This is a genomic window from Bacillus sp. JNUCC-21 (genome assembly GCF_041222765.1).
Classification (GTDB): domain Bacteria; phylum Bacillota; class Bacilli; order Bacillales; family Bacillaceae; genus Bacillus; species Bacillus velezensis.
Map to the genome: position 1 here is coordinate 1,283,312 of NZ_CP166019.1, position 19,212 is coordinate 1,302,523.

At 47.7% G+C, this 19,212-nt stretch carries 18 protein-coding genes; 10 read left to right on the forward strand and 8 right to left on the reverse strand.

Translation table 11 applies throughout. From position 1 onward, the window contains the following. Window positions 1-16: 16 nt before the first annotated feature. The 6 genes from JNUCC21_RS06815 to JNUCC21_RS06840 all read right to left on the reverse strand — a co-directional run bounded on the left by JNUCC21_RS06815 (window position 17) and on the right by JNUCC21_RS06840 (window position 4,491). Entirely contained in the window at window positions 17-142 is a 126-nt protein-coding gene (locus tag JNUCC21_RS06815; RefSeq protein ID WP_023356844.1) for a hypothetical protein, read from the reverse strand. A 96-nt stretch (window positions 143-238) separates the two neighbouring features. Next, complete coding sequence (locus tag JNUCC21_RS06820) at window positions 239-409, reverse strand: type II toxin-antitoxin system SpoIISB family antitoxin (protein WP_003154807.1); 171 nt, start codon at window positions 407-409, stop codon at window positions 239-241. Further along, window positions 410-1,156 carry a type II toxin-antitoxin system SpoIISA family toxin gene (locus JNUCC21_RS06825; RefSeq protein WP_007407256.1) on the reverse strand — a complete coding sequence of 249 codons (747 nt, stop codon included), beginning with the start codon at window positions 1,154-1,156 and terminating at the stop codon, window positions 410-412. Between the two features lie 104 nt (window positions 1,157-1,260). Beyond that, the gene (locus JNUCC21_RS06830; protein WP_007407255.1) at window positions 1,261-2,259 is read right to left on the reverse strand and encodes an inorganic phosphate transporter; all 999 of its coding nucleotides are present in this window, start codon (window positions 2,257-2,259) and stop codon (window positions 1,261-1,263) included. A gap of 12 nt (window positions 2,260-2,271) precedes the next feature. Continuing rightward, window positions 2,272-2,889, reverse strand: a complete 618-nt coding sequence (locus tag JNUCC21_RS06835) for a DUF47 domain-containing protein (RefSeq protein WP_003154804.1) — start codon at window positions 2,887-2,889, stop codon at window positions 2,272-2,274. A gap of 285 nt (window positions 2,890-3,174) precedes the next feature. Continuing rightward, a complete protein-coding gene (locus JNUCC21_RS06840; protein WP_007407254.1) occupies window positions 3,175-4,491 on the reverse strand; it encodes an APC family permease in 1,317 nt (438 codons plus the stop codon). Window positions 4,492-4,813: 322 nt separating this feature from the next. Here JNUCC21_RS06840 and JNUCC21_RS06845 point away from each other — a divergent pair, with 322 nt between their 5' ends. The 3 genes from JNUCC21_RS06845 to JNUCC21_RS06855 all read left to right on the forward strand — a co-directional run bounded on the left by JNUCC21_RS06845 (window position 4,814) and on the right by JNUCC21_RS06855 (window position 9,077). After that, on the forward strand, window positions 4,814-5,764 hold the full coding sequence (locus JNUCC21_RS06845; RefSeq protein WP_012117369.1) for a ring-cleaving dioxygenase: 951 nt from the start codon (window positions 4,814-4,816) through the stop codon (window positions 5,762-5,764). Window positions 5,765-5,946: 182 nt separating this feature from the next. Next, entirely contained in the window at window positions 5,947-8,094 is a 2,148-nt protein-coding gene (locus tag JNUCC21_RS06850; protein ID WP_369878692.1) for an ArnT family glycosyltransferase, read from the forward strand. An 11-nt stretch (window positions 8,095-8,105) separates the two neighbouring features. Further along, entirely contained in the window at window positions 8,106-9,077 is a 972-nt protein-coding gene (locus JNUCC21_RS06855) for a glycosyltransferase family 2 protein (protein ID WP_007610846.1), read from the forward strand. An 88-nt stretch (window positions 9,078-9,165) separates the two neighbouring features. Here JNUCC21_RS06855 and JNUCC21_RS06860 read toward each other — a convergent pair whose 3' ends face one another. Beyond that, the gene (locus tag JNUCC21_RS06860) at window positions 9,166-9,342 is read right to left on the reverse strand and encodes a hypothetical protein (RefSeq protein WP_015239698.1); all 177 of its coding nucleotides are present in this window, start codon (window positions 9,340-9,342) and stop codon (window positions 9,166-9,168) included. Window positions 9,343-9,439: 97 nt separating this feature from the next. Then, window positions 9,440-10,789 carry a S1C family serine protease gene (locus tag JNUCC21_RS06865; protein ID WP_025284616.1) on the reverse strand — a complete coding sequence of 450 codons (1,350 nt, stop codon included), beginning with the start codon at window positions 10,787-10,789 and terminating at the stop codon, window positions 9,440-9,442. Between the two features lie 287 nt (window positions 10,790-11,076). Between JNUCC21_RS06865 and JNUCC21_RS06870 the strand changes: the two genes are divergently transcribed. From JNUCC21_RS06870 to JNUCC21_RS06900, 7 genes are all read left to right on the forward strand, one after another. After that, the gene (locus JNUCC21_RS06870) at window positions 11,077-12,636 is read left to right on the forward strand and encodes an MFS transporter (protein WP_369878693.1); all 1,560 of its coding nucleotides are present in this window, start codon (window positions 11,077-11,079) and stop codon (window positions 12,634-12,636) included. A gap of 155 nt (window positions 12,637-12,791) precedes the next feature. Then, a complete protein-coding gene (locus JNUCC21_RS06875) occupies window positions 12,792-13,616 on the forward strand; it encodes a M55 family metallopeptidase (protein ID WP_007407248.1) in 825 nt (274 codons plus the stop codon). Between the two features lie 14 nt (window positions 13,617-13,630). Then, window positions 13,631-14,557, forward strand: coding sequence for an ABC transporter permease (locus tag JNUCC21_RS06880; RefSeq protein WP_043021258.1), 927 nt, complete (start codon window positions 13,631-13,633; stop codon window positions 14,555-14,557). Window positions 14,558-14,562: 5 nt separating this feature from the next. Beyond that, window positions 14,563-15,510, forward strand: coding sequence for an ABC transporter permease (locus tag JNUCC21_RS06885; protein ID WP_072589008.1), 948 nt, complete (start codon window positions 14,563-14,565; stop codon window positions 15,508-15,510). Between the two features lie 5 nt (window positions 15,511-15,515). Beyond that, window positions 15,516-16,544, forward strand: coding sequence for an ABC transporter ATP-binding protein (locus JNUCC21_RS06890; RefSeq protein ID WP_012117374.1), 1,029 nt, complete (start codon window positions 15,516-15,518; stop codon window positions 16,542-16,544). Next, window positions 16,541-18,160: a peptide ABC transporter substrate-binding protein gene (locus JNUCC21_RS06895; RefSeq protein ID WP_369878694.1), complete on the forward strand. Its 1,620-nt coding sequence runs from the start codon at window positions 16,541-16,543 to the stop codon at window positions 18,158-18,160. Before JNUCC21_RS06890 ends, JNUCC21_RS06895 begins: the two co-directional genes overlap by 4 nt. 87 nt (window positions 18,161-18,247) lie before the next feature. Further along, window positions 18,248-19,183, forward strand: a complete 936-nt coding sequence (locus JNUCC21_RS06900; protein ID WP_301294486.1) for an LD-carboxypeptidase — start codon at window positions 18,248-18,250, stop codon at window positions 19,181-19,183. Window positions 19,184-19,212: the final 29 nt, after the last annotated feature.

Genomic DNA, 19,212 nt, shown 5'->3' on the forward strand with positions numbered 1-19,212 from the left:
GTTCACATTGCGGGATTCAGCCTTTTTTCTTTTTTAACCGGTTCAATAGCCTGAGATTCCTCGCCCGCATCCTCAGCGAATAAGCGGAAAGCCCGAAGCGTCCGTAATCCACAAACTTTACGCGCCTGACAATTTTCTTCACATCATCACCTGTCGCATCTCTTTGTTGGTTTTATTATATGAAAGATAAGGAAAAAAGGAATAAGGACAAGAGCCGTGTCTCCTGTCCTTAGTGTAATCAAGCTTTTTTTTGTTTATACTTGTCAATCAGCCGCTCGTTTTCTTTGAAAATTCTGGCGGTATGAGGGCTGACCTGGTAACTTGCGATACTTGTCATTGAACGTTTTTTAAACATTTTGAACGGTTTCGCTCTTTGTTCCGGCTGCCCGTTTTGAAATGCCTGCTCCATTTAACCGTCACCTTCCTCTTCTATTGGCAGCATTAAATCATAAATGCTCGTTAGCGATGTGAAAAGCAAATAATCGAATTCCGTCAACAGGTTTTCCGACGTGAGTTTGATCACGTAATGGCGGTTCTGGACTGTAAACGGAATAAGCACAAGCCTGCCTTTTTGATCATAGTAGACATCTTTACGGTTAAGACGGGACTGAACGTCCGCCGCATCAGGCATATGCTCCGTCAAGCGGTCCTTATCCGATTGTGCGGAATAGTCGCACAAGGAAGCCGTGACATTCATTTTTTCGGCATAAGCGGCCAGCAGTCTGCTGATGCCTTCCGCATAAGCTTCTGTACTTCCATAATATACATGGATCGGTTCATTTTTCAACAGATATTGATAGGTTTTCAGTTTTTCAAGATAGGAGTGAAGCATTTCGTTATTTTCTTCTAAAATTTCCCGCGTATCCGTCTCTAATTCATTGCCGGCGAGCTTTTTGATATACGCGCTCAAAAAGATAAACGCATCAATAAGGGCAAAGCAGACGGCAACAATCAAATATTGTCTCCATGCGGCAAAGAGCGATTCAGGATCATATGTCCAATAGACCATGGAGCCCAGTACAAATAGTAAATACCACGTTTTACGGATGGCAAACATTTTTTCTTTTACCTTTGCCTCATACCGCCAGGATGCGTACACATATAAAATGAGCGCGGCCGCCATCGTCCACACCATGATCTGAAAAAACAAAAGCATGAGCATCCCTCACAATTTGAAAAATGGTCTGCTATGTTCATTCTATGTCATGACATCATTTTCCTGTCACAAAAAAAACCGCTTCTGTAAAGAAGCGGATGTCATCAGAAAAAGAGATCTAGGATGAAAAAGGCGATGGCGCCGAGTGTACCTGCAATCGGCAGGGTGATGACCCATGTAATGAGCATCCGTTTAGCCGTTCCCCAGTTTACGCCTTTTACGCGGTGGGAAGCGCCCACACCTAGAATGGAAGACGAAATGACGTGCGTCGTGCTGACAGGGAGATGAATAAACGTGGCCCCGAAAATAATGGCTGCGCCGGTTAAGTCGGCAGATACGCCGTTTACCGGACGGATTTTCATAATTTTTCCGCCGACGGTTTTAATGATTTTCCAGCCGCCGATGGATGTGCCGAGACCCATTGCCAGGGCACAAGAGAGCTGCACCCAAAAAGGAATGGCATCACTTTTATGTAAATTGGCCGTCATAAGCGCCATCGTAATGATACCCATCGCTTTTTGCGCGTCGTTCGTTCCGTGTGTATAGGACTGAATGGCAGCCGTCAAAATCTGCACTCTGCGGAAGCGTTTATTTGTTTTCGCCAGATTGCTGTCTTTAAAAATCAGCTTCACGATCGAATATACGATAAAGCCGAGAACAAAGGCGATGATCGGTGATAAAATAAGTGCTTCGATAATTTTAATGAACCCTTTATAATTAAGCGTTGCAAAACCTGACGCTGCAATGGCCGCTCCGGCGATCGCTCCGATAATCGCATGTGAAGAGCTGCTCGGAATGCCGAAATACCATGTGATCAAGTTCCAGACGATTGCGGCGAGTAAAGCCGCCAGAATGACAACTGACCCGTTGTCTAATGTATAAGGATTCACAATGTCCTTTGTAATGGTTTTCGCCACACCGGTAAATGTCATCGCTCCGAGAAAGTTCATGATGGCGGCCATAACGATTGCGTGCCGCGGCTTCAGCGCTTTTGTCGAAACTGAGGTGGCGATTGCGTTTGCGGTATCGTGAAATCCGTTAATGAAGTCAAATACCAAAGCGCATATGACAATTAATATCGTTAAAAGTAATAGAGTATCCATTATAACCCCTCGTTACGCGTTTTTCATAATAATGGTTTCAAGGTTATTGGCAACGCTTTGGCAAGAGTCGGCAATTTCCTCAAGCGTTTCGTAAATTTCGCGGTACTGAATCACTTTAATCGGATCGGTTTCTGTGCCGAACAGATTTTTTAATGATTTACGGTGCAGGTTATCACAGCTGTGCTCGTATTCCTTAATTTTAATGGCGTGAGGGTGAATGTCCTTCAATCGGTTTTCTGCAAGCAGTTCAATCGTGATTAAAATTTCCTTCGCGCACTCTCTGATGTATCCGCTGAACTTATCGATATGCTCATCGGAAGAAGTGATCGAGAAAATCTCCATCATTGCTGAAAAATGTTCGATTCCGTCAAGCACGTCATCGAGGCTGTTTGTCAGCTCAAGGATGTCTTCACGTTCAATGGGAGTGATAAAAGCTTTGTTCAGCTCTTTAATCATGACATGAACATGATTATCTCCTTTTGTTTCAAACTCTTTTAACGTATCGGCAAATTCCTTTAAAGTCGTCTGGTTCGTCACTTTAAAGTTGACAAAGTATTCTGCGGTTTCGTCTATGTTTTTTGCGATTTCTGTTAAAAGGAGTGAGAACTTATCTTTTTTTCTTTTTATCATTAAAAACCCTCCATTGTTTGAATGAGACAATGCACACATCAAATTATTATATAGCCTTTTGTCGAAAAAAAACAGATAAAGTCGAAAAAAACGCCTCTTGATTTTTTCGTAAAAACGTGTCTCATCCTGTTTTTCTTATGTTACCCACTTCGCCAAAAAAACGTAACATACTTCGAATTCAGACATCTTGCTTAAAAAGTATAACAAAAGATGTGAATTTGCTGTCAACTTTTGCACGTGATTTTGCCAGAAAAAAAACGGCTCCCGTAAAAGGAACCGTTTTTGTCAGTTTTTTCTGCCGTTTTTCAGCCAAAAATAAAGCGGCAGCCCGGCGAGGCCGATCAAGAGGGACAGCACGCAGCTCAGTGTATCTGTAATGATCGTGCTGATCAGCACAAACAGTGAACCCGCGATGGCCAAAACAGGAATGATCGGATACAAAGGCACGCTGTAGGCGCGCGGTTTTCCGCCGCTTTTTTTTCTGAGGATAAACACGGCGAAAAAGGCCATGACGTAAAAAATATAAATCATGAAAATAGAGATTTCAGACAGCTTATCGGGATTGCTGGCGATCATAAAAATAATGGCCAGCGCGATCTGAAATGACACGGCAATCCACGGGGTGCGGAACGTCGGGTGCACCCGCGAAATCTGTCCGGCAAACGGCAGCTGTTTCCGTTCCGCCATCGCAAATGAGACACGCGGAAAAGCGAGAATCTTTCCGTTTAAACAGCCGAAGATGCTGACGATGATTCCGACGCTGATCAATTTTCCTCCGATGTCGCCAAATAGCATTCCGGCAGCGGTGCCGGTCGCATTTTCACCGAGTTTGACGATGTCGGTCGCAGGAAGAATGTGCAGCAGCGCAAAGTTAATGAAAAGATAAATGGCGGTGACGACCAAGAGTCCGCCCGTCATCGCTCTCGGGAGCAGCTTTTCCGGATTTTTCATTTCGCCGCCGAGTGCCGCAAGCAGAATCCAGCCGTCATAAGCAAACAAGGTGGCCAGTATGGCAGCGCCGAAATTCATGTCCGACATGCTGCTTGTGACGGCTGTGAAAATATGCTGATCGCCTTTCCAAAGGCCGAACACGATCATGCAGATAATCGGAATCAATTTGCCGACAGTCGTAATTCCCTGGACGATGCCGCCATATTTCGTTCCGATAATGTTAATGATGCTTAAAAACAAAACGGCTGAAATCCCGATCAATTTAGACCAGCCGGAATCCCAATTGAACAAGTGCGCCATCAAAGAGCCGAAATACAAGCCGATTGCTCCGATAATGGCGGGGCCGTAAATGATAATTTGAACCCATCCGCACAAAAAGCCCCAAAATTCGCCATACACTTCTTCGAGATATGTATAAAGTCCGCCCGTTTTCGGAATCTGAGTGCCGATTTCCGCAACGGTCAAGCCGCCGGCAAGCGTCAAAATGCCTCCTAACAGCCACGCGATAAGCGCGGTTTTCGCATCACCGGAGTAGGCAAGCACGGCGCCTGGTTTCATAAATACGCCGGAACCGATGATGGTGCCGATAACAAGTGAGAGGGCGATGGTAAGGCCGATCTCTTTTTTAAGTCCGTTCTCTTCAATCTGCATATCCTATCCCTCCAGATGTAAAATCGTCATGCTGAAAAAACTATTTTCCATATTGTAAACCCTAATTGCTGAAACACGAATAAAATAAATTTTCTGATTTTGTTGTTTTCCCTAAAAGATAAAGGTTTCTGCTTTTGAGAAGGAAAAAATACCGTTTTAAAAACGAACATTAATGGTTTTTTAATATCGAAGGTTCGTTATTTGGGGAGCGGCAGTCTGCAGACCGTCTGTGAAGCAGATGGGTTGACTTTGCGATCCGGATAACATAAATTGTATATATAAAATATCTCGAAATCGAGATAATTGACTGGAGGATAACATAATGAAAGTTAATGGAATACACCATGTATCAGCATTGACGGCTGATGCGCAGAAAAATTTAGATTTTTATCGGAACATCCTGGGATTGAAGCTTGTGAAAAAGTCCGTAAACCAGGATGAACCGACGATGTATCACTTATTTTACGGTGATGAAACAGCTAATCCGGGATCGGAATTGACGTTTTTCGAAATTCCGCGGATTGCGCCGTTTCATGCGGGAACAAACAGTATTTCTTCAATCGGCCTGCGTGTCCCGGATGCACAAGCGCTTCAATATTGGAAAAAACGATTTGAAGAGCATCAGGTCGCTCATGGCGACATCATGACAATAGCGGGCAGAGAGACACTCGCTTTTTGGGATCATGAAGGACAGCGGCTTGTGCTGACAGCTGACGAAAAAGGAAAAGACATCGGTGAAGCGGTGAAGCAAAGCGGCATACCGGAAGAATATTCTTTCCGCGGTCTTGGTCCCGTTGAATTGACCGTCCCGTATGCAGAACCGACGCTGCGTGTGTTAACCGATGTGCTGGGCTTCACTGAAATCGGGAAAGAAACGCATGAAGACCGGGGCACGGTTACGGTGCTCGAATCCGGAAACGGAGGCGCGCGCACAGAAGTCCATCTCATTGAAAGAAACGATCTTCCGCGCGAGCGTCCGGGGAAAGGCAGCGTCCACCATGTGGCCTTCCGCGTTCAGAATGAAGAGGAGCTTGCTTTATGGCACCGCATCATTACAAAAGAAGGTTTCAGCAACTCAGGCATTGTAGAGCGTTATTATTTCAAAGCGCTGTACTTCCGGGAGCCGAACGGAATTCTGTTTGAATTGTCAACGGACGGTCCGGGATTTATGGTTGATGAAAAACCTGAAGAGCTAGGCAAAACGGTTGCGCTCCCGCCTTATCTCGAACACCGCCGTTCTGAAATAGAAGCACGGCTGAAACCGATACAGTAAATCAGAAATCATGACAGATGCCTCCCGGCTTGACGGGGGCATCTTTTTTTGCTTTTTTACCCGTTTTGTCATTCTTTTTACCTATTTGTAAACGGCAAAATAATTGTCTTTGTTTATTAATAAATTTTTCACATTTGGTTGTTACACTTGTTCAAAGTTAAACAAAAGGAGTGAAAACACAGGTGAAAATGAAAAAACGCGAGATAGACGCAGTCTTCATTCTCATTTTACTCGCTTCCGCATTCTTGAATATGTACAACATCTGGAATGACGATACGGTGAATCCTTATTACACCGCAGCGGTAACGAGTATGCTTCAAAGCTTTCATAATTTCTTTTACGCTTCATTTGACGCAGCCGGGTTTATCACGGTAGATAAACCGCCTGTTACATACCAGGTTCAAACGATCAGCGCGCTGATATTCGGTATGCACGGGTGGAGCGTCATCCTGCCTCAGGCATTGGCGGGTGTAGGTTCAGTTCTATTCATGTACTTATTAATAAAGCCGACGTTCGGAAAAACGGCGGCGCGCATCGCCTCATTTGTCATGGCGTGTACACCGATCGCAGTAGCGGTCGCGCGGACGAATAATGTCGATGCTTTACTGGTCTTTTTCCTCTTGTTCGCCACCTGGCTTCTCTTTAAAGCGATCAGAAAAGGCAGACTGATCTGGCTTTTGGCGGCATTTTTTGTCGTCGGAGCAGGCTTTAACACAAAAATGCTTCAGGCTTATATGATTTTGCCGGCCTTCTTGCTGTTCTATATGATTGCGGCAAACACCACGATTAAGAAAAAAATCATTTCATTGGTAAGCGCGTTAGCCGTTTTAGCAGCCGTTTCATTGTCATGGCCGCTCATTGTTGATAATATTCCAGCCGGCAAAAGGCCATATGTCGGAAGCAGCCAGACAAACTCCGTATTGGAATTGGCTTTCGGATATAACGGGATTCAGCGGCTGACAGGGCAAAGTTCCGGCGGCGGTCAGGGCGGGCCGGACGGAAACGCATCGAAAGAGATGTCTTCTTCCGATGGTTCTTCACAAATGCAAAAACCGCCTGGCCAGTCTTCAAGCAGCAGTTCAGCAAGCGGAGACAAACCACAAAACGGCAGTATGACGGCACCTCCATCTAACGGGAAAATGCCAAGCGGCGGTCAAGGAGGTCCTACAAGCGGCGGAGATGGTCCCGGTGGCGGAGGAAAAAGCGGTACAGGCACCGGCTCGAAAATGCAATCAGGTTCAGGAATGTTCGGAACGGGAACTCCTGGTCCGCTGCGCCTTTTCCAAACGGAATTATCTGATCAGATCAGCTGGCTCCTGCCGTTTGCGATTTTTGGAATGGCCGGTTTATTGATCGCCGGGGCGAGAGAAAGAAGACGATTATCAGCAGAACAGAAGGAAACGATCTTTTGGGCAGCGTGGCTTGTGCCGATTGCCGGATTCTTCAGTGTGGCGGAATTTTTCCACCATTATTATCTCATTATGCTGGCGCCTCCGATCGCGGCACTTGTCGGTGCGGGATGGGTCGCCCTCGTTCATCTGTACCGCAAGCAGGCGGGATGGAAAACTTGGCTATTGCCGGCCGCTATTCTTGTGACAACCGGATTTGAGCTGTTTATCCTCAGAAACTACAATGATCAAATCGGCGCAGGCTGGAGCATCGGAGCAGGCGTTCTCGGCGCAGTGGCAGCAATCGCCCTGTTCGTATTCAAACAGCGCCAAAAACCGCTAAGTTATTATGTTTCACTTGCAGCCCTTTTCGTCTTGATGGTCATGCCGATTTATTGGGCGAGCACACCGCTTCTGTACGGAGGCAACAGCTCATTGCCTGAAACAGGCCCTCAGCTCGCTTCAACAAGCGGAAAAGGCATGGGAATGGATAACGCATCTGTCAATACAAAACTGATCAACTATTTAGAGAAACATAACGCCGGAGCGGACTATCTATTTGCAACAACCGATTCCAACACGGCGGCGCCTTACATTATCAAAACGAAAAAAGCGGTCATGGCGATCGGCGGATTCAGCGGGTCTGACCCGGCCATTACGCTGACTCAATTTAAAAAGCTCGTAAAAGAAGGGAAAGTAAAATACTTCTTAACATCCGGAATGGGCAAAGGCGGAAATAACGATATTGTGCAGTGGGTTGAGAAAAGCGGAAAGAAAGTATCTTCAGATAAATGGAAATCAAGCACAGATCAGAAAACGAAAAATAGTGATCCAGCTGATACAAAAAGCAGCAAGGCCGCGGGTAAAAACAGCCGAATGAGCGGCGGGCCGGGCGGAATGAATCAGTCAGCTTCACTATACGAACTTCAATCTGATGAATAGGAGGAAAAAACATGAGCAGACATATTCAATATTCAATAGTCGTCCCTGTTTATAACGAGGAACTCGTCATTCAGACAACCTATCAGCGCCTGAAAGAAGTCATGGATCAAACAAAAGAGCATTATGAATTGATCTTTGTCAATGATGGAAGCAAAGACCGCAGTATTGAGATTTTAAGAGAGCAAAGTCTGATTGATCCGAGAGTGAAAATTATTGATTTTTCCAGAAACTTCGGACATCAGATCGCGATCACAGCGGGTATGGATTATGCAGAGGGGAATGCAATCGCCGTCATTGACGCCGATTTGCAGGACCCTCCTGAATTAATCCTTGATATGATTGAGCAGTGGAAAGAAGGCTACGATGTGGTGTACGCCGTCAGAACGAAACGAAAGGGAGAAACCTTTTTCAAGAAACAGACGGCCTCTATGTTTTACCGGCTGCTGCGGAGCGTGACTGATATTGATATTCCGCTCGACACCGGAGATTTCCGCCTGCTGGACAGAAAAGTCTGTGATGAGATGAAAAGATTAAAAGAAAAAAATCCTTTTGTCAGAGGACTCGTCAGCTGGGTCGGCTTTAAGCAGACTGCTGTAGAATATGAACGAGATGAGCGGCTTGCGGGGGAAACGAAATACCCGCTTAAAAAAATGCTGAAGCTTTCCATGGACGGAATCACAACGTTCTCTCATAAACCGCTCAAGGCGGCAAGCTATGCGGGAATGATCATGTCCGGAGCGGGTTTTCTCTATATGTTTATCGTTTTATACATGAAGCTGTTTACGAACAGCACCATTACGGGCTGGTCCTCTCTGATTGTGATACAGCTGTTATTCAGCGGCATCGTTCTATTAATGCTCGGAATGATCGGCGAATATATCGGAAGGATTTATGACGAAGCAAAAGACCGTCCGCTCTATATCGTGCAAAAAGCGTACGGCATGAAAAACGAAAAGATTTATCGGGACCAGCATATGTCTTAACCGAAACACCCTGTCCGGCCAGCGGACAGGGTGCTTTTATGTGAAATAAAAGCCGCGGGATGACAGAATGTCCCGCGGCTTTTTTCATTCATCTGCGGCCGGTCTGCGTGTGCAGAGAGCGCATGATCAGTCCGGTTCCCGAAAGGTTCAGTAAAATGCTTGCACCCAGCGTCATACCCCAAGCAGCGTTTTGCTGAGGAAACTGAATGCTCAGCTGCAGCAAGATCAGGCCTGTAACGACCAGCAAAAGTCCGGTTTGGTTCATGTGTATGTATCCTCCTGTACACTAAGTCATACGGCTGATCCAGGCCTAAAGTTTCATCTGTATATAAAAAATCCAAGGCGGCTGCCTTGGATTTTTGTTAAGAAGATGTTTCTTCTTTTTGAGTCAGTTTCATTTTTTTCGTCATTTCCTTGCCGTTTCTGATAATCTTCACGTCAACGGTGCTGCCGACTTTCGTATTCTTGTAGAGAATATTGCGGAGTTCGCTGCCCGTGTCAGTTTCTTTCCCTTTTAAGCTGATAATGATGTCTTCTGCTTTTAATCCGGCTTTGGCAGCAGGTGAGCCCTGCGCCACTTCGCGAATATAAACGCCTTTATTCAGCTGTTTGCCGAAAAGCCCGAGTGTGCCTTCCTGATAGTTTTGCGGCACTTGTTCCAAGTCGATCATGCTCACGCCGATATAAGGGCGCTCCACCTGTCCTTTCGTGAGAAGCTCTTCGGCGATCGGTTTTACATCGTTGCTCGGGATGGCAAAGCCGATGCCTTCTACATCACTTTCGCTGATTTTCATGCTGTTGATGCCGATGATTTTGCCGTCTGTATTTAAGAGCGGTCCGCCGCTGTTTCCGGGATTGATGGCGGCATCGGTTTGGATGACGTTGATGCTCGACTCGCCGGCTGACGTAGAGATCGAGACGGTTCTGTTTAAGCCGCTCACGATGCCTTGTGTGACGGTGCGGGAAAGGTCTTTTCCGAGCGGATCACCGATGGCGATGACGGATTCACCCGTTCTGAGAGCGGATGAGCTGCCGAAGCTTGCCGTTTTTGTCACGTGTTTATCACTGATTTCTAAAACGGCCAAGTCTGTCAGAGAGTCGCTGCCGACGAGTTTAGCTGTTACATCGGTGCCGTCAAATAATGACACTTTAAGGGAAGAGGCGCCTTCGACCACGTGGTTATTCGTAATGATATACGCTTTGCCGTTTGCTTTCTTAAAAATAACGCCTGAACCCGATCCCGTTTCCGCATCATCACCCGACGAATTAGAGTTTGAATCTGAGCTTGATCCGAATCCGAATAAATCGGAACTGCTTTGCTGCTTCTGCAGATTGGTGATCCCGACGATCGCCGGTGAAATGTCTTCCACCATATTCGAAATGCTGCTTGAATTTGCCGATGAGCTGTTTGCCGATTTGCCGCTGTCTGATTCAGAAGATGTCTGCTTGGCGGTTACCGATGACGTTTCCTGAGCGGGAGCCGGATTGGAAGTATCTTGAGTCTGATAGTCTCCAAGCGGCGTAAATGTATAGATGCCGAGGGCGAGCCCTCCGCCGATCACTCCGCCGAGAAGCGGTCTGAACCAGCCGAAGCTTCGTTTTTTCTTGTCCTCGTCCGGCGCGGAATATCCGGCCGTCTGCGGGTTTTCTTTTACTAAAAGGACTTCCTGTTCTTTTTGGTCTGTCCGATTTTCATCACGATAGTTATCCATCATGTTCACTCCGTTTCTCTATTTCATCATAGCATGATTTGCCTATTATTACTGACCCCATCTTAAACAAAAAGTGTGGGATAATAATGAAAAGATTGTGGGAAATTGTGAAAAAGACGAAATCGGACGCGCGGCGCTTTATATTGACAATTTCCATCGGATTTGAAATAATAAATGAGATATTATGTTCAATCCTTCACATGAAAAGATATGAAAATTCTGTCAAGCTAATGGGGGAGATCTGTTAGCTTTTTCACTTTGTCAAATAGTCAGAAAGGAGCTGTCACATGAAAGAAAAACATCACTGGATTATTTCTCTGCTCGCTGTATTGGCGGTCGGGCCGGGGCTGATGTCGAATACCGCTCTTTCGGCTGTCCAAAGCCTTGTCCGGCAGACGGTCGGCGGGGAAAACTTTGACTCTTTTCATCCGATTATTATCGGTAATATGGCATTTGCCTTATTCGTGCCGGCGGGGCCGTATTTAAGAAAAAGATTCGGCTCCCGGCCTGTCTATATGATTTCGATGGCCGCGGGTGTCATCGGAGCGCTCCTTGCTGCTGTGACAAATGATATTTATCCGCTCGCCGCGGGCCGTTTTTTACAGGGAGCTGCGGCGGGCACTATGCTGATGATTATGATCCCGATGCTGGTGCTTTCGTTTCCGATTGAGCGCCGGAATTACGCATTATTTGTGTTGATCGGCGGATTTTACGGGTCCGTCATTATGGGAACCGTTTTAGGCACGGCGGCGGCAAGCGCCGGCCATTGGCATTGGCTGTTCGGCATTTTTGGCCTGCTGTCTTTTTTCGGCCTCATTTTCAGTTATATGTGGCTGCGGGATGACGCTCATAAAAATGCTGAAAAATCTCCATTTGACGGCATCGGTTTTCTGTTAGCGGGTGTATCAGCCGTGCTGACCGCCTATACATTTATTCATCTGCCGAAATGGGGCTTTTCATCATGGCAGACATTGGCGGGATTTGGAGGAAGCATCGTCATTCTTCTGATCTTGCTGATCATGCAGTACAGAAACGAACATGCGCTGATTTCGATTAAACTTATGCTGATTCCAAAGCCGATTCTGGGTGTTTTCATGATCGCTGCGGGCAGTATTTCCATAGCGGTCAGTCTTTCTGCATTTCACGGGGAGCTTCAGACCGCATATCATATGTCACAAACTCAACTGATATTCCTTTATGCGAGCCTTTTGGGAGGCGTGGCCATCGCCGCTGTCATCAGTGCATTAGCATATGATAAAGTCGGTCCGGGCATGCTCGGCATAACAGGCTCTGTTATACTGGTGTTCGTGAATTTCCAATGGATGACGGCGGATCATCATATACCGCTTATTCTATTTGCGGGGCTTTTCGTGATGCTGGCGGCCGGGACAGGGCTTATTGTGGCAGCCGGACTGATGGGAGCCGCGTTGGGCGGACCGCTTCCGGAACTGGTGAAACGCATGACGGCAGTTCAGTTTTTGAGGCTTTTCATTTATATGGGCGCACCTGTTTTAATAGGGTATTTTACGAAAAGAGATGCTTCCGGCACGCTTCGGGGCGCGCGCGGCACACAATCACCGCATGACCTGCTGATGGGGACATACAGCGATTTGTTTCTTATTGCTTTCATCTTAAGCTTGCTTTTAGTGTGTTTATCATTTGTCATGAATGCGACCGGCATGGGACATAAGCTGGCGCATAAACCGCATGCCGTCCGTAAGCAGGCGGTTGAACAGCCTTCGCCGCAGGCTCCTGAACCGATCAGGCATCAGGTCATTCCCGATCATGAATACAGAAGTACGGTCAGACAGTTTCAGCGTAATCATATAAGCAAAAACAGTATGTAACTTTTTCTATCAGCAAACCCTTTTCCCGGTGAAAAGGGTTTGTTTTTTCCCATAATGGCAGAATGGTATATTGCATGTTTCATCCTTTTTTAATATAATTTGTTAGAATATTCATAATTTAATATCGAAATTTTAAGTAAAAAAGGAGGCATTACATGAAACTGTATCTATCTGTGGATATGGAAGGGATTTCCGGGCTGCCTGATGAAACATTTGTCAATTCCCGCATGCACAATTATGAGCGCGGCAGGGTTCTGATGACCGAAGAAGCAAACTGGTGCATCGCAGAAGCGTTTAATAACGGATGCACGGAAGTGACCGTGAATGACAGCCACTCAAAGATGAATAATCTGCTCGCGGAAAAACTTCACCCTGAGGCAGAGCTGATTACGGGGGATGTCAAGCCGTTTTCCATGATGCAGGGGCTTGATGAATCGTATTCAGGCGTGATGTTTATCGGCTATCATGCGAGAGCGTCGATGCCGGGCGTTATGTCGCACAGCATGATATTCGGCGTCCGCCACTTTTACATAAATGATAAGCCGGTCGGTGAACTGGGGTTAAATGCCTATCTCGCCGGATTTTACGATGTCCCGGTCATCATGGCTGCAGGAGATGATTGCGCCGCAAAAGAAGCGGAGGAGCTGATCCCGAATGTGACGACTGCCGCCGTCAAACAAACCATTTCAAGAACCGCGGTCAAATGCCTGTCCCCTCAAAAAGCCGGACGGCTCCTGACGGAAAAAACAGCCTATGCGCTCAAAAATAAAGATAAGGTCAAACCGCTGACTCCGCCTGAAAGACCTGTATTAGGCATTGAATTTGCCAACTACGGACAGGCTGAATGGGCCCATTTAATGCCGGGCACAGAAATCATCCCGGGAACGACAATCGTTCAATTTCAGGCAAAAGACATGCCGGAAGCCTATCAGGCCATGCTCGTCATGACAGAACTCGCCATGAGAACAACATTCTGTTAAAGGGGTGAACGGCATTGCTGCGGTATTTTATCAAACGTTTTATCGCCATGATTATGACCGTCCTCGTCATCACCACTCTGACATTTGTCATGATGAAAGTGATACCCGGCTCGCCTTTTAACGAAGAGCGGGGCACAAACGAAGCGGTCCAGCGAAATCTCGAATCCTACTACCATCTGAACGAACCTCTTATCACTCAATACACCATCTATCTAAAATCCATTCTTACCTTTGATTTCGGTCCTTCAATTAAAAAACCGTCAGACAGTGTAAACGCCATGCTTGAACGCGGGTTTCCGGTCTCATTTGAGCTTGGGATAACGGCGATCATCATCGCTGTTATTTCCGGGCTCGCGCTCGGCATAATGGCCGCTCTCAGGCGCGGCGGATTTCTCGATTACGCGGCCATGAGCCTTGCGGTGCTCGGGATTTCCATTCCGAATTTTATTATGGCTACGCTGCTGATTCAGCAATTTGCGGTTCATCTGAAATGGTTTCCGGCAGCTACCTGGACGAGTCCCGTTCACATGGTCCTGCCGACTGTTGCGCTTGCCGTCGGTCCCATGGCCATTATCGCGAGGCTGACAAGATCAAGCATGGCCGAAGTGCTGACTCAGGATTACATCCGCACGGCAAAAGCAAAGGGGCTTTCTCCCGTCAAAATTGTGATCAAACACGCATTGAAAAATGCTCTTATGCCTGTTGTGACAGTCCTCGGGACGCTTGCCGCAAGTATTTTAACAGGCAGTTTCGTCATCGAGAAAATTTTTGCCATACCGGGAATGGGCAAATATTTCGTAGAAAGCATCAATCAGCGTGATTACCCGGTCATCATGGGAACGACCGTATTTTACAGTGTGATTCTGATCGTCCTGCTGTTTCTGGTTGATTTGGCATACGGCCTGTTAGACCCGCGCATAAAACTTCATAAGAAAGGGTGATCCTGATGAATCTCCCGCAAGAAACGGTAAAACACACAGAAGTGCCTGATGACTGGTTTCAGCCGGGCGCGGAAAGAAAGGGTGAAACCGAGTCGGTCAAGCGTCCGAGCCTGTCTTACAGTCAGGATGCGTGGCGGCGGCTTAAAAAGAACAAATTGGCGATGGCCGGGCTTGTGATATTATGCTGCCTGTTTCTATCGGCTGCGTTCGGTCCGCTGATATCACCGCACAGCGTGACAAGGCAGACGCTCGCCGAGCAGAATCTTCCGCCGTCTTTTTCACACTGGTTCGGAACCGATGAACTTGGCCGGGACGTGTTTACAAGAACGTGGTACGGAGCGAGGATCTCTTTATTTGTCGGTGTGATGGCGGCGCTGATCGACTTTTTGATCGGCATCATCTACGGAGGCGTCGCCGGCTACAAAGGGGGCCGGACAGACAGCGCCATGATGAGAATCATCGAGGTTCTCTATGGATTGCCGTATCTGCTCGTTGTCATTTTGTTAATGGTGCTGATGGGGCCGGGGCTCAGTTCCATTATCGTCGCTCTGACCGTGACGGGATGGGTCGGCATGGCGCGGATTGTCAGAGGGCAGGTGTTGAGGATGAAGCATGATGAACACGTATTGGCTTCGAAAACGTTTGGAGCGAAAACATTTCGGATCATTAAGAAAAATCTGCTGCCGAATACGATGGGAGCCATTATTGTCCAAATGACGCTTACGGTGCCGGCGGCGATTTTTGCGGAATCATTTTTAAGTTTTCTCGGACTCGGCATTCAGGCGCCGTTTGCAAGCTGGGGAGTCATGGCAAACGACGGGCTGCCGGCGATTTTATCAGGCCATTGGTGGCGGCTGTTTTTCCCCGCTTTTTTCATTTCCTTGACGATGTACGCGTTTAACGTACTTGGAGACGGCTTGCAGGACGCGTTAGACCCGAAACTGAGGAGGTAGGAAAAATGGCGCAGCAAGTTCTTTCCGTTCAAAATCTGCATGTTACTTTTTCAACATACGGAGGCACTGTAAAAGCCGTCAGAGGCGTCAGCTTCGATTTATATAAAGGTGAAACGTTTGCGATCGTCGGTGAATCGGGCTGCGGAAAAAGCGTGACGTCACAAGCCGTGATGGGTCTTCTTCCGAAACATTCGGCAAAGATTGAATCCGGAAGCATACAATTTAAACAGAAAGACCTTTGCCAAATGTCGGATCGGGAAATGCGGGGAATCCGGGGGCGCGATATTTCTATGATCTTTCAGGACCCGATGACGGCGCTCAATCCGACTTTGACCATAGGGAATCAGCTCTCAGAAGCGCTGTTGGAACACCGCGCCATGACAAGAAAACAAGCTGAATCCGAAGTTCTCGCCATGCTGGATCTGGTCGGTATCCCGGACTCGAAATCCCGCCTGAAGCAGTACCCCCACCAATTAAGCGGGGGCATGCGGCAGCGGATCGTGATTGCGATGGCTCTGATCTGCGAGCCGGAAATTATGATCGCCGATGAACCGACAACGGCTCTTGATGTGACGATTCAAGCACAAATCCTTGAATTATTTAAGAAGATTCAAAGAAAAACAGGCGTGTCTATTATTCTGATCACACACGATCTCGGCGTCGTCGCTCAGACCGCCGACAGAGTCGCCGTCATGTATGCGGGGAAAATCGCCGAAATCGGCACGAGGCATGATATTTTTTACCGTCCGGCTCATCCGTACACAAAGGGGCTGCTTCGTTCAGTGCCGCGGCTGGATATGGAGGATAGTGAGCTGTCGCCGATTGACGGGACGCCGCCTGATTTATTCGATCCGCCGCCGGGCTGCCCGTTTGCCGCCCGCTGCCCGGACAGGATGATCGTCTGTGAAAAGGTATACCCGGCAACAACCGTGAAATCCAAAAGCCATATCGTCAACTGCTGGCTTCAGGATCACCGTGCAGAGCGGCTGAAGCAGCAGCTGACGGCAGCAGAGGAAAAAGGGGGATTGAAATGAAAAAGAGATGGGCGATCGGTGTGATTGCTGTTGTTTCGTTTGCTCTGATGGGCTGTACAGCCAATGAACAGGCGGGGACAGAACCCGGAAAAGCAAAAGAACAGGGGGGTGAAACGGTGCTGCGGCTCAATAACGAAAATGAGCCGACCTCACTTGATCCGCCGATCGGATTTAATAATGTTTCCTGGCAGCCGCTGAATAACATCATGGAAGGATTGACGAGGCTCGGAAAAGATAATAAGCCCGAACCGGCCATGGCGGAAAGCTGGAAGGTGTCCGCTGATAAGCTGACATATACCTTCAATATCCGGGATAACGCCGAATGGACAAATGGCGATCCCGTTACGGCGGAAGACTTCGTGTACGCCTGGAAACGGATGCTCGATCCGAAAACGGGCGCATCTTCCGCTTTTCTCGGCTATATGATCAAAGGCGGGGAAGAATTTAACAGCGGAAAAGGCAAACAAGAAGACGTGAAAGTCACGGCAAAAGATAAAAAAACGCTTGTCGTCACATTGGCGGCACCGCAGGATTATTTTCTGAGCGTCGTGTCCAATCCGGCGTATTTCCCGATTAATGAGAAGGTCGCCAAGGCTGATCCGAAATGGTTCACTGAAGCAAAAACCTTTGTCGGCAACGGGCCGTTCAAACTGACGGAATGGAAGCATGACGACAGCATGACGATGGTCAAAAACGAGACGTATTGGGATAAAAAGACGGTGAAACTGGATAAAGTCACATGGGCGATGGTCAGTGACCGGAATACCGACTATCAGATGTTCCAGTCGGGGGATTTGGATACCGCCTTTGTGCCGGCAGAGCTGAGCGAGCAGCTGATGGGAGGGAAAAATGTCCGCACGTGGGATCAGGCCGGACTCTATTTCTATCGTTTTAACGTAAAAATAGAGCCGTTTCAAAATGAAAAGATCAGAAAAGCGTTCGCGGCAGCGATTGATCAGAAAGAAATCACGGATTATGTGACCAAAAACAGTGAAAAGCCGGCACATGCCTTTGTGTCCCCGGGATTTACTCAGCCTGACGGGAAAGATTTCCGCGAAGCGGGCGGCAGTTTATTAAATCCGGATGAATCAGAAGCCAAAAAACTGCTGGAAAAAGGCATGGCAGAAGAGCATTATGACAAGCTGCCCGCCGTTACATTGACATACAGCACAAAACCGGAGCATAAGAAAATAGCGGAAGCGATTCAGCAGAAGCTCAAAAGTGTGCTCGGTATAGACGTTAAGCTCGCCAATATGGAATGGAACGTCTTTTTAGAAGAGCAGAAAGGACTGAAGTTCCAGTTCTCTCAAAGCTCATTTTTACCGGATTACGCAGATCCGATCAGTTTTCTAGAGGCTTTCCAGACGGATAATTCCATGAACCGCACCGGCTGGGGCAGCGCGGCATACGACGGCTACATCAAGCAGGCAAAACAGGAAGCCGATGCCAAAAAACGTTTTGCGCTCATGCATAAAGCGGAAAAACTGCTCATGAACGAGGCTCCGATCATTCCGATTTACTTTTACAATCAGGTGCATCTGCAGAACAGCGGCGTGAAGGGCATTGTCCGGCACCCCGTCGGTTACATTGATCTGAAGTGGGCGGAAAAGTCCTGATCTTACAGCGGAAACATACGCCGCTCTTTTGCCGATAAAGGAGCGGCGTGTTTCACTTTTCAATCCGGAAAGGAGATTGAAAAAGTCATGAACCATAAACCGAAAGCACTGCAAAAAGGCGACACGGTCGGTGTGATTGCGCCCGCAAGCCCGCCTGAGAGCGGGACGCTGCAAACCGCGCTGCTGTTTTTAGAGAACGAGCTTGGCCTTCAAGTGAAACTCGGCCGGGCGCTGAAGACCCGTCACGGCTATTTGGCGGGAGAGGACCGGGCGCGCCTCGATGATCTCCATGACATGTTTAGTGATCAGAGTGTCAAAGCGGTGATATGCGCGTGCGGAGGATTCGGCACGGGCCGCATTGCCGCCGACATCGATTTCGGCTTAATCCGCCGCAATCCGAAAATTTTCTGGGGATACAGTGATATTACGTTTTTACATACCGCCATTCATCAAAATACGGGGCTCGTCACATTTCACGGCCCGATGCTGAGCACGGATGTCGGGCTTGAAGATGCTGATCCCCTGACAAAAGCGTCGTATCATCAGCTTTTTACAGAAACGGAATTCACCTATACGGAGGACATTTCTCCCTTAGAGGTGCTGACAGGCGGAAGGGCCGAGGGAGAGCTTGCGGGAGGCAACTTGTCGCTCATTACGTCCACACTCGGCACGCCGTTTGAAATTGATACAAAAGACAAATTGCTGTTTATCGAGGATATTGATGAGGAGCCGTATCAAATCGACAGAATGCTGAATCAATTAAAGATGGCCGGAAAACTGTCAGACGCAGCCGGAATCCTGGTCTGTGATTTTCACCAATGCGAACCGAAGCATAAAGAAAAGTCGCTTACTTTAGAGCAAGTGCTGAACGATTACATTGTCAAATCAGGGAAGCCCGCGCTCAAAGGCTTTAAAATCGGCCATTGTTCACCGAGCTTCGCCGTTCCGATCGGAGCCCGCGCGGTTATGGATACGGCGGCCAAAGCGGTAACGATTGAATCGGGGGTTTCCGGAAGGGAGTGATCAGGCGTGAGGATTACAGATATTCAAAC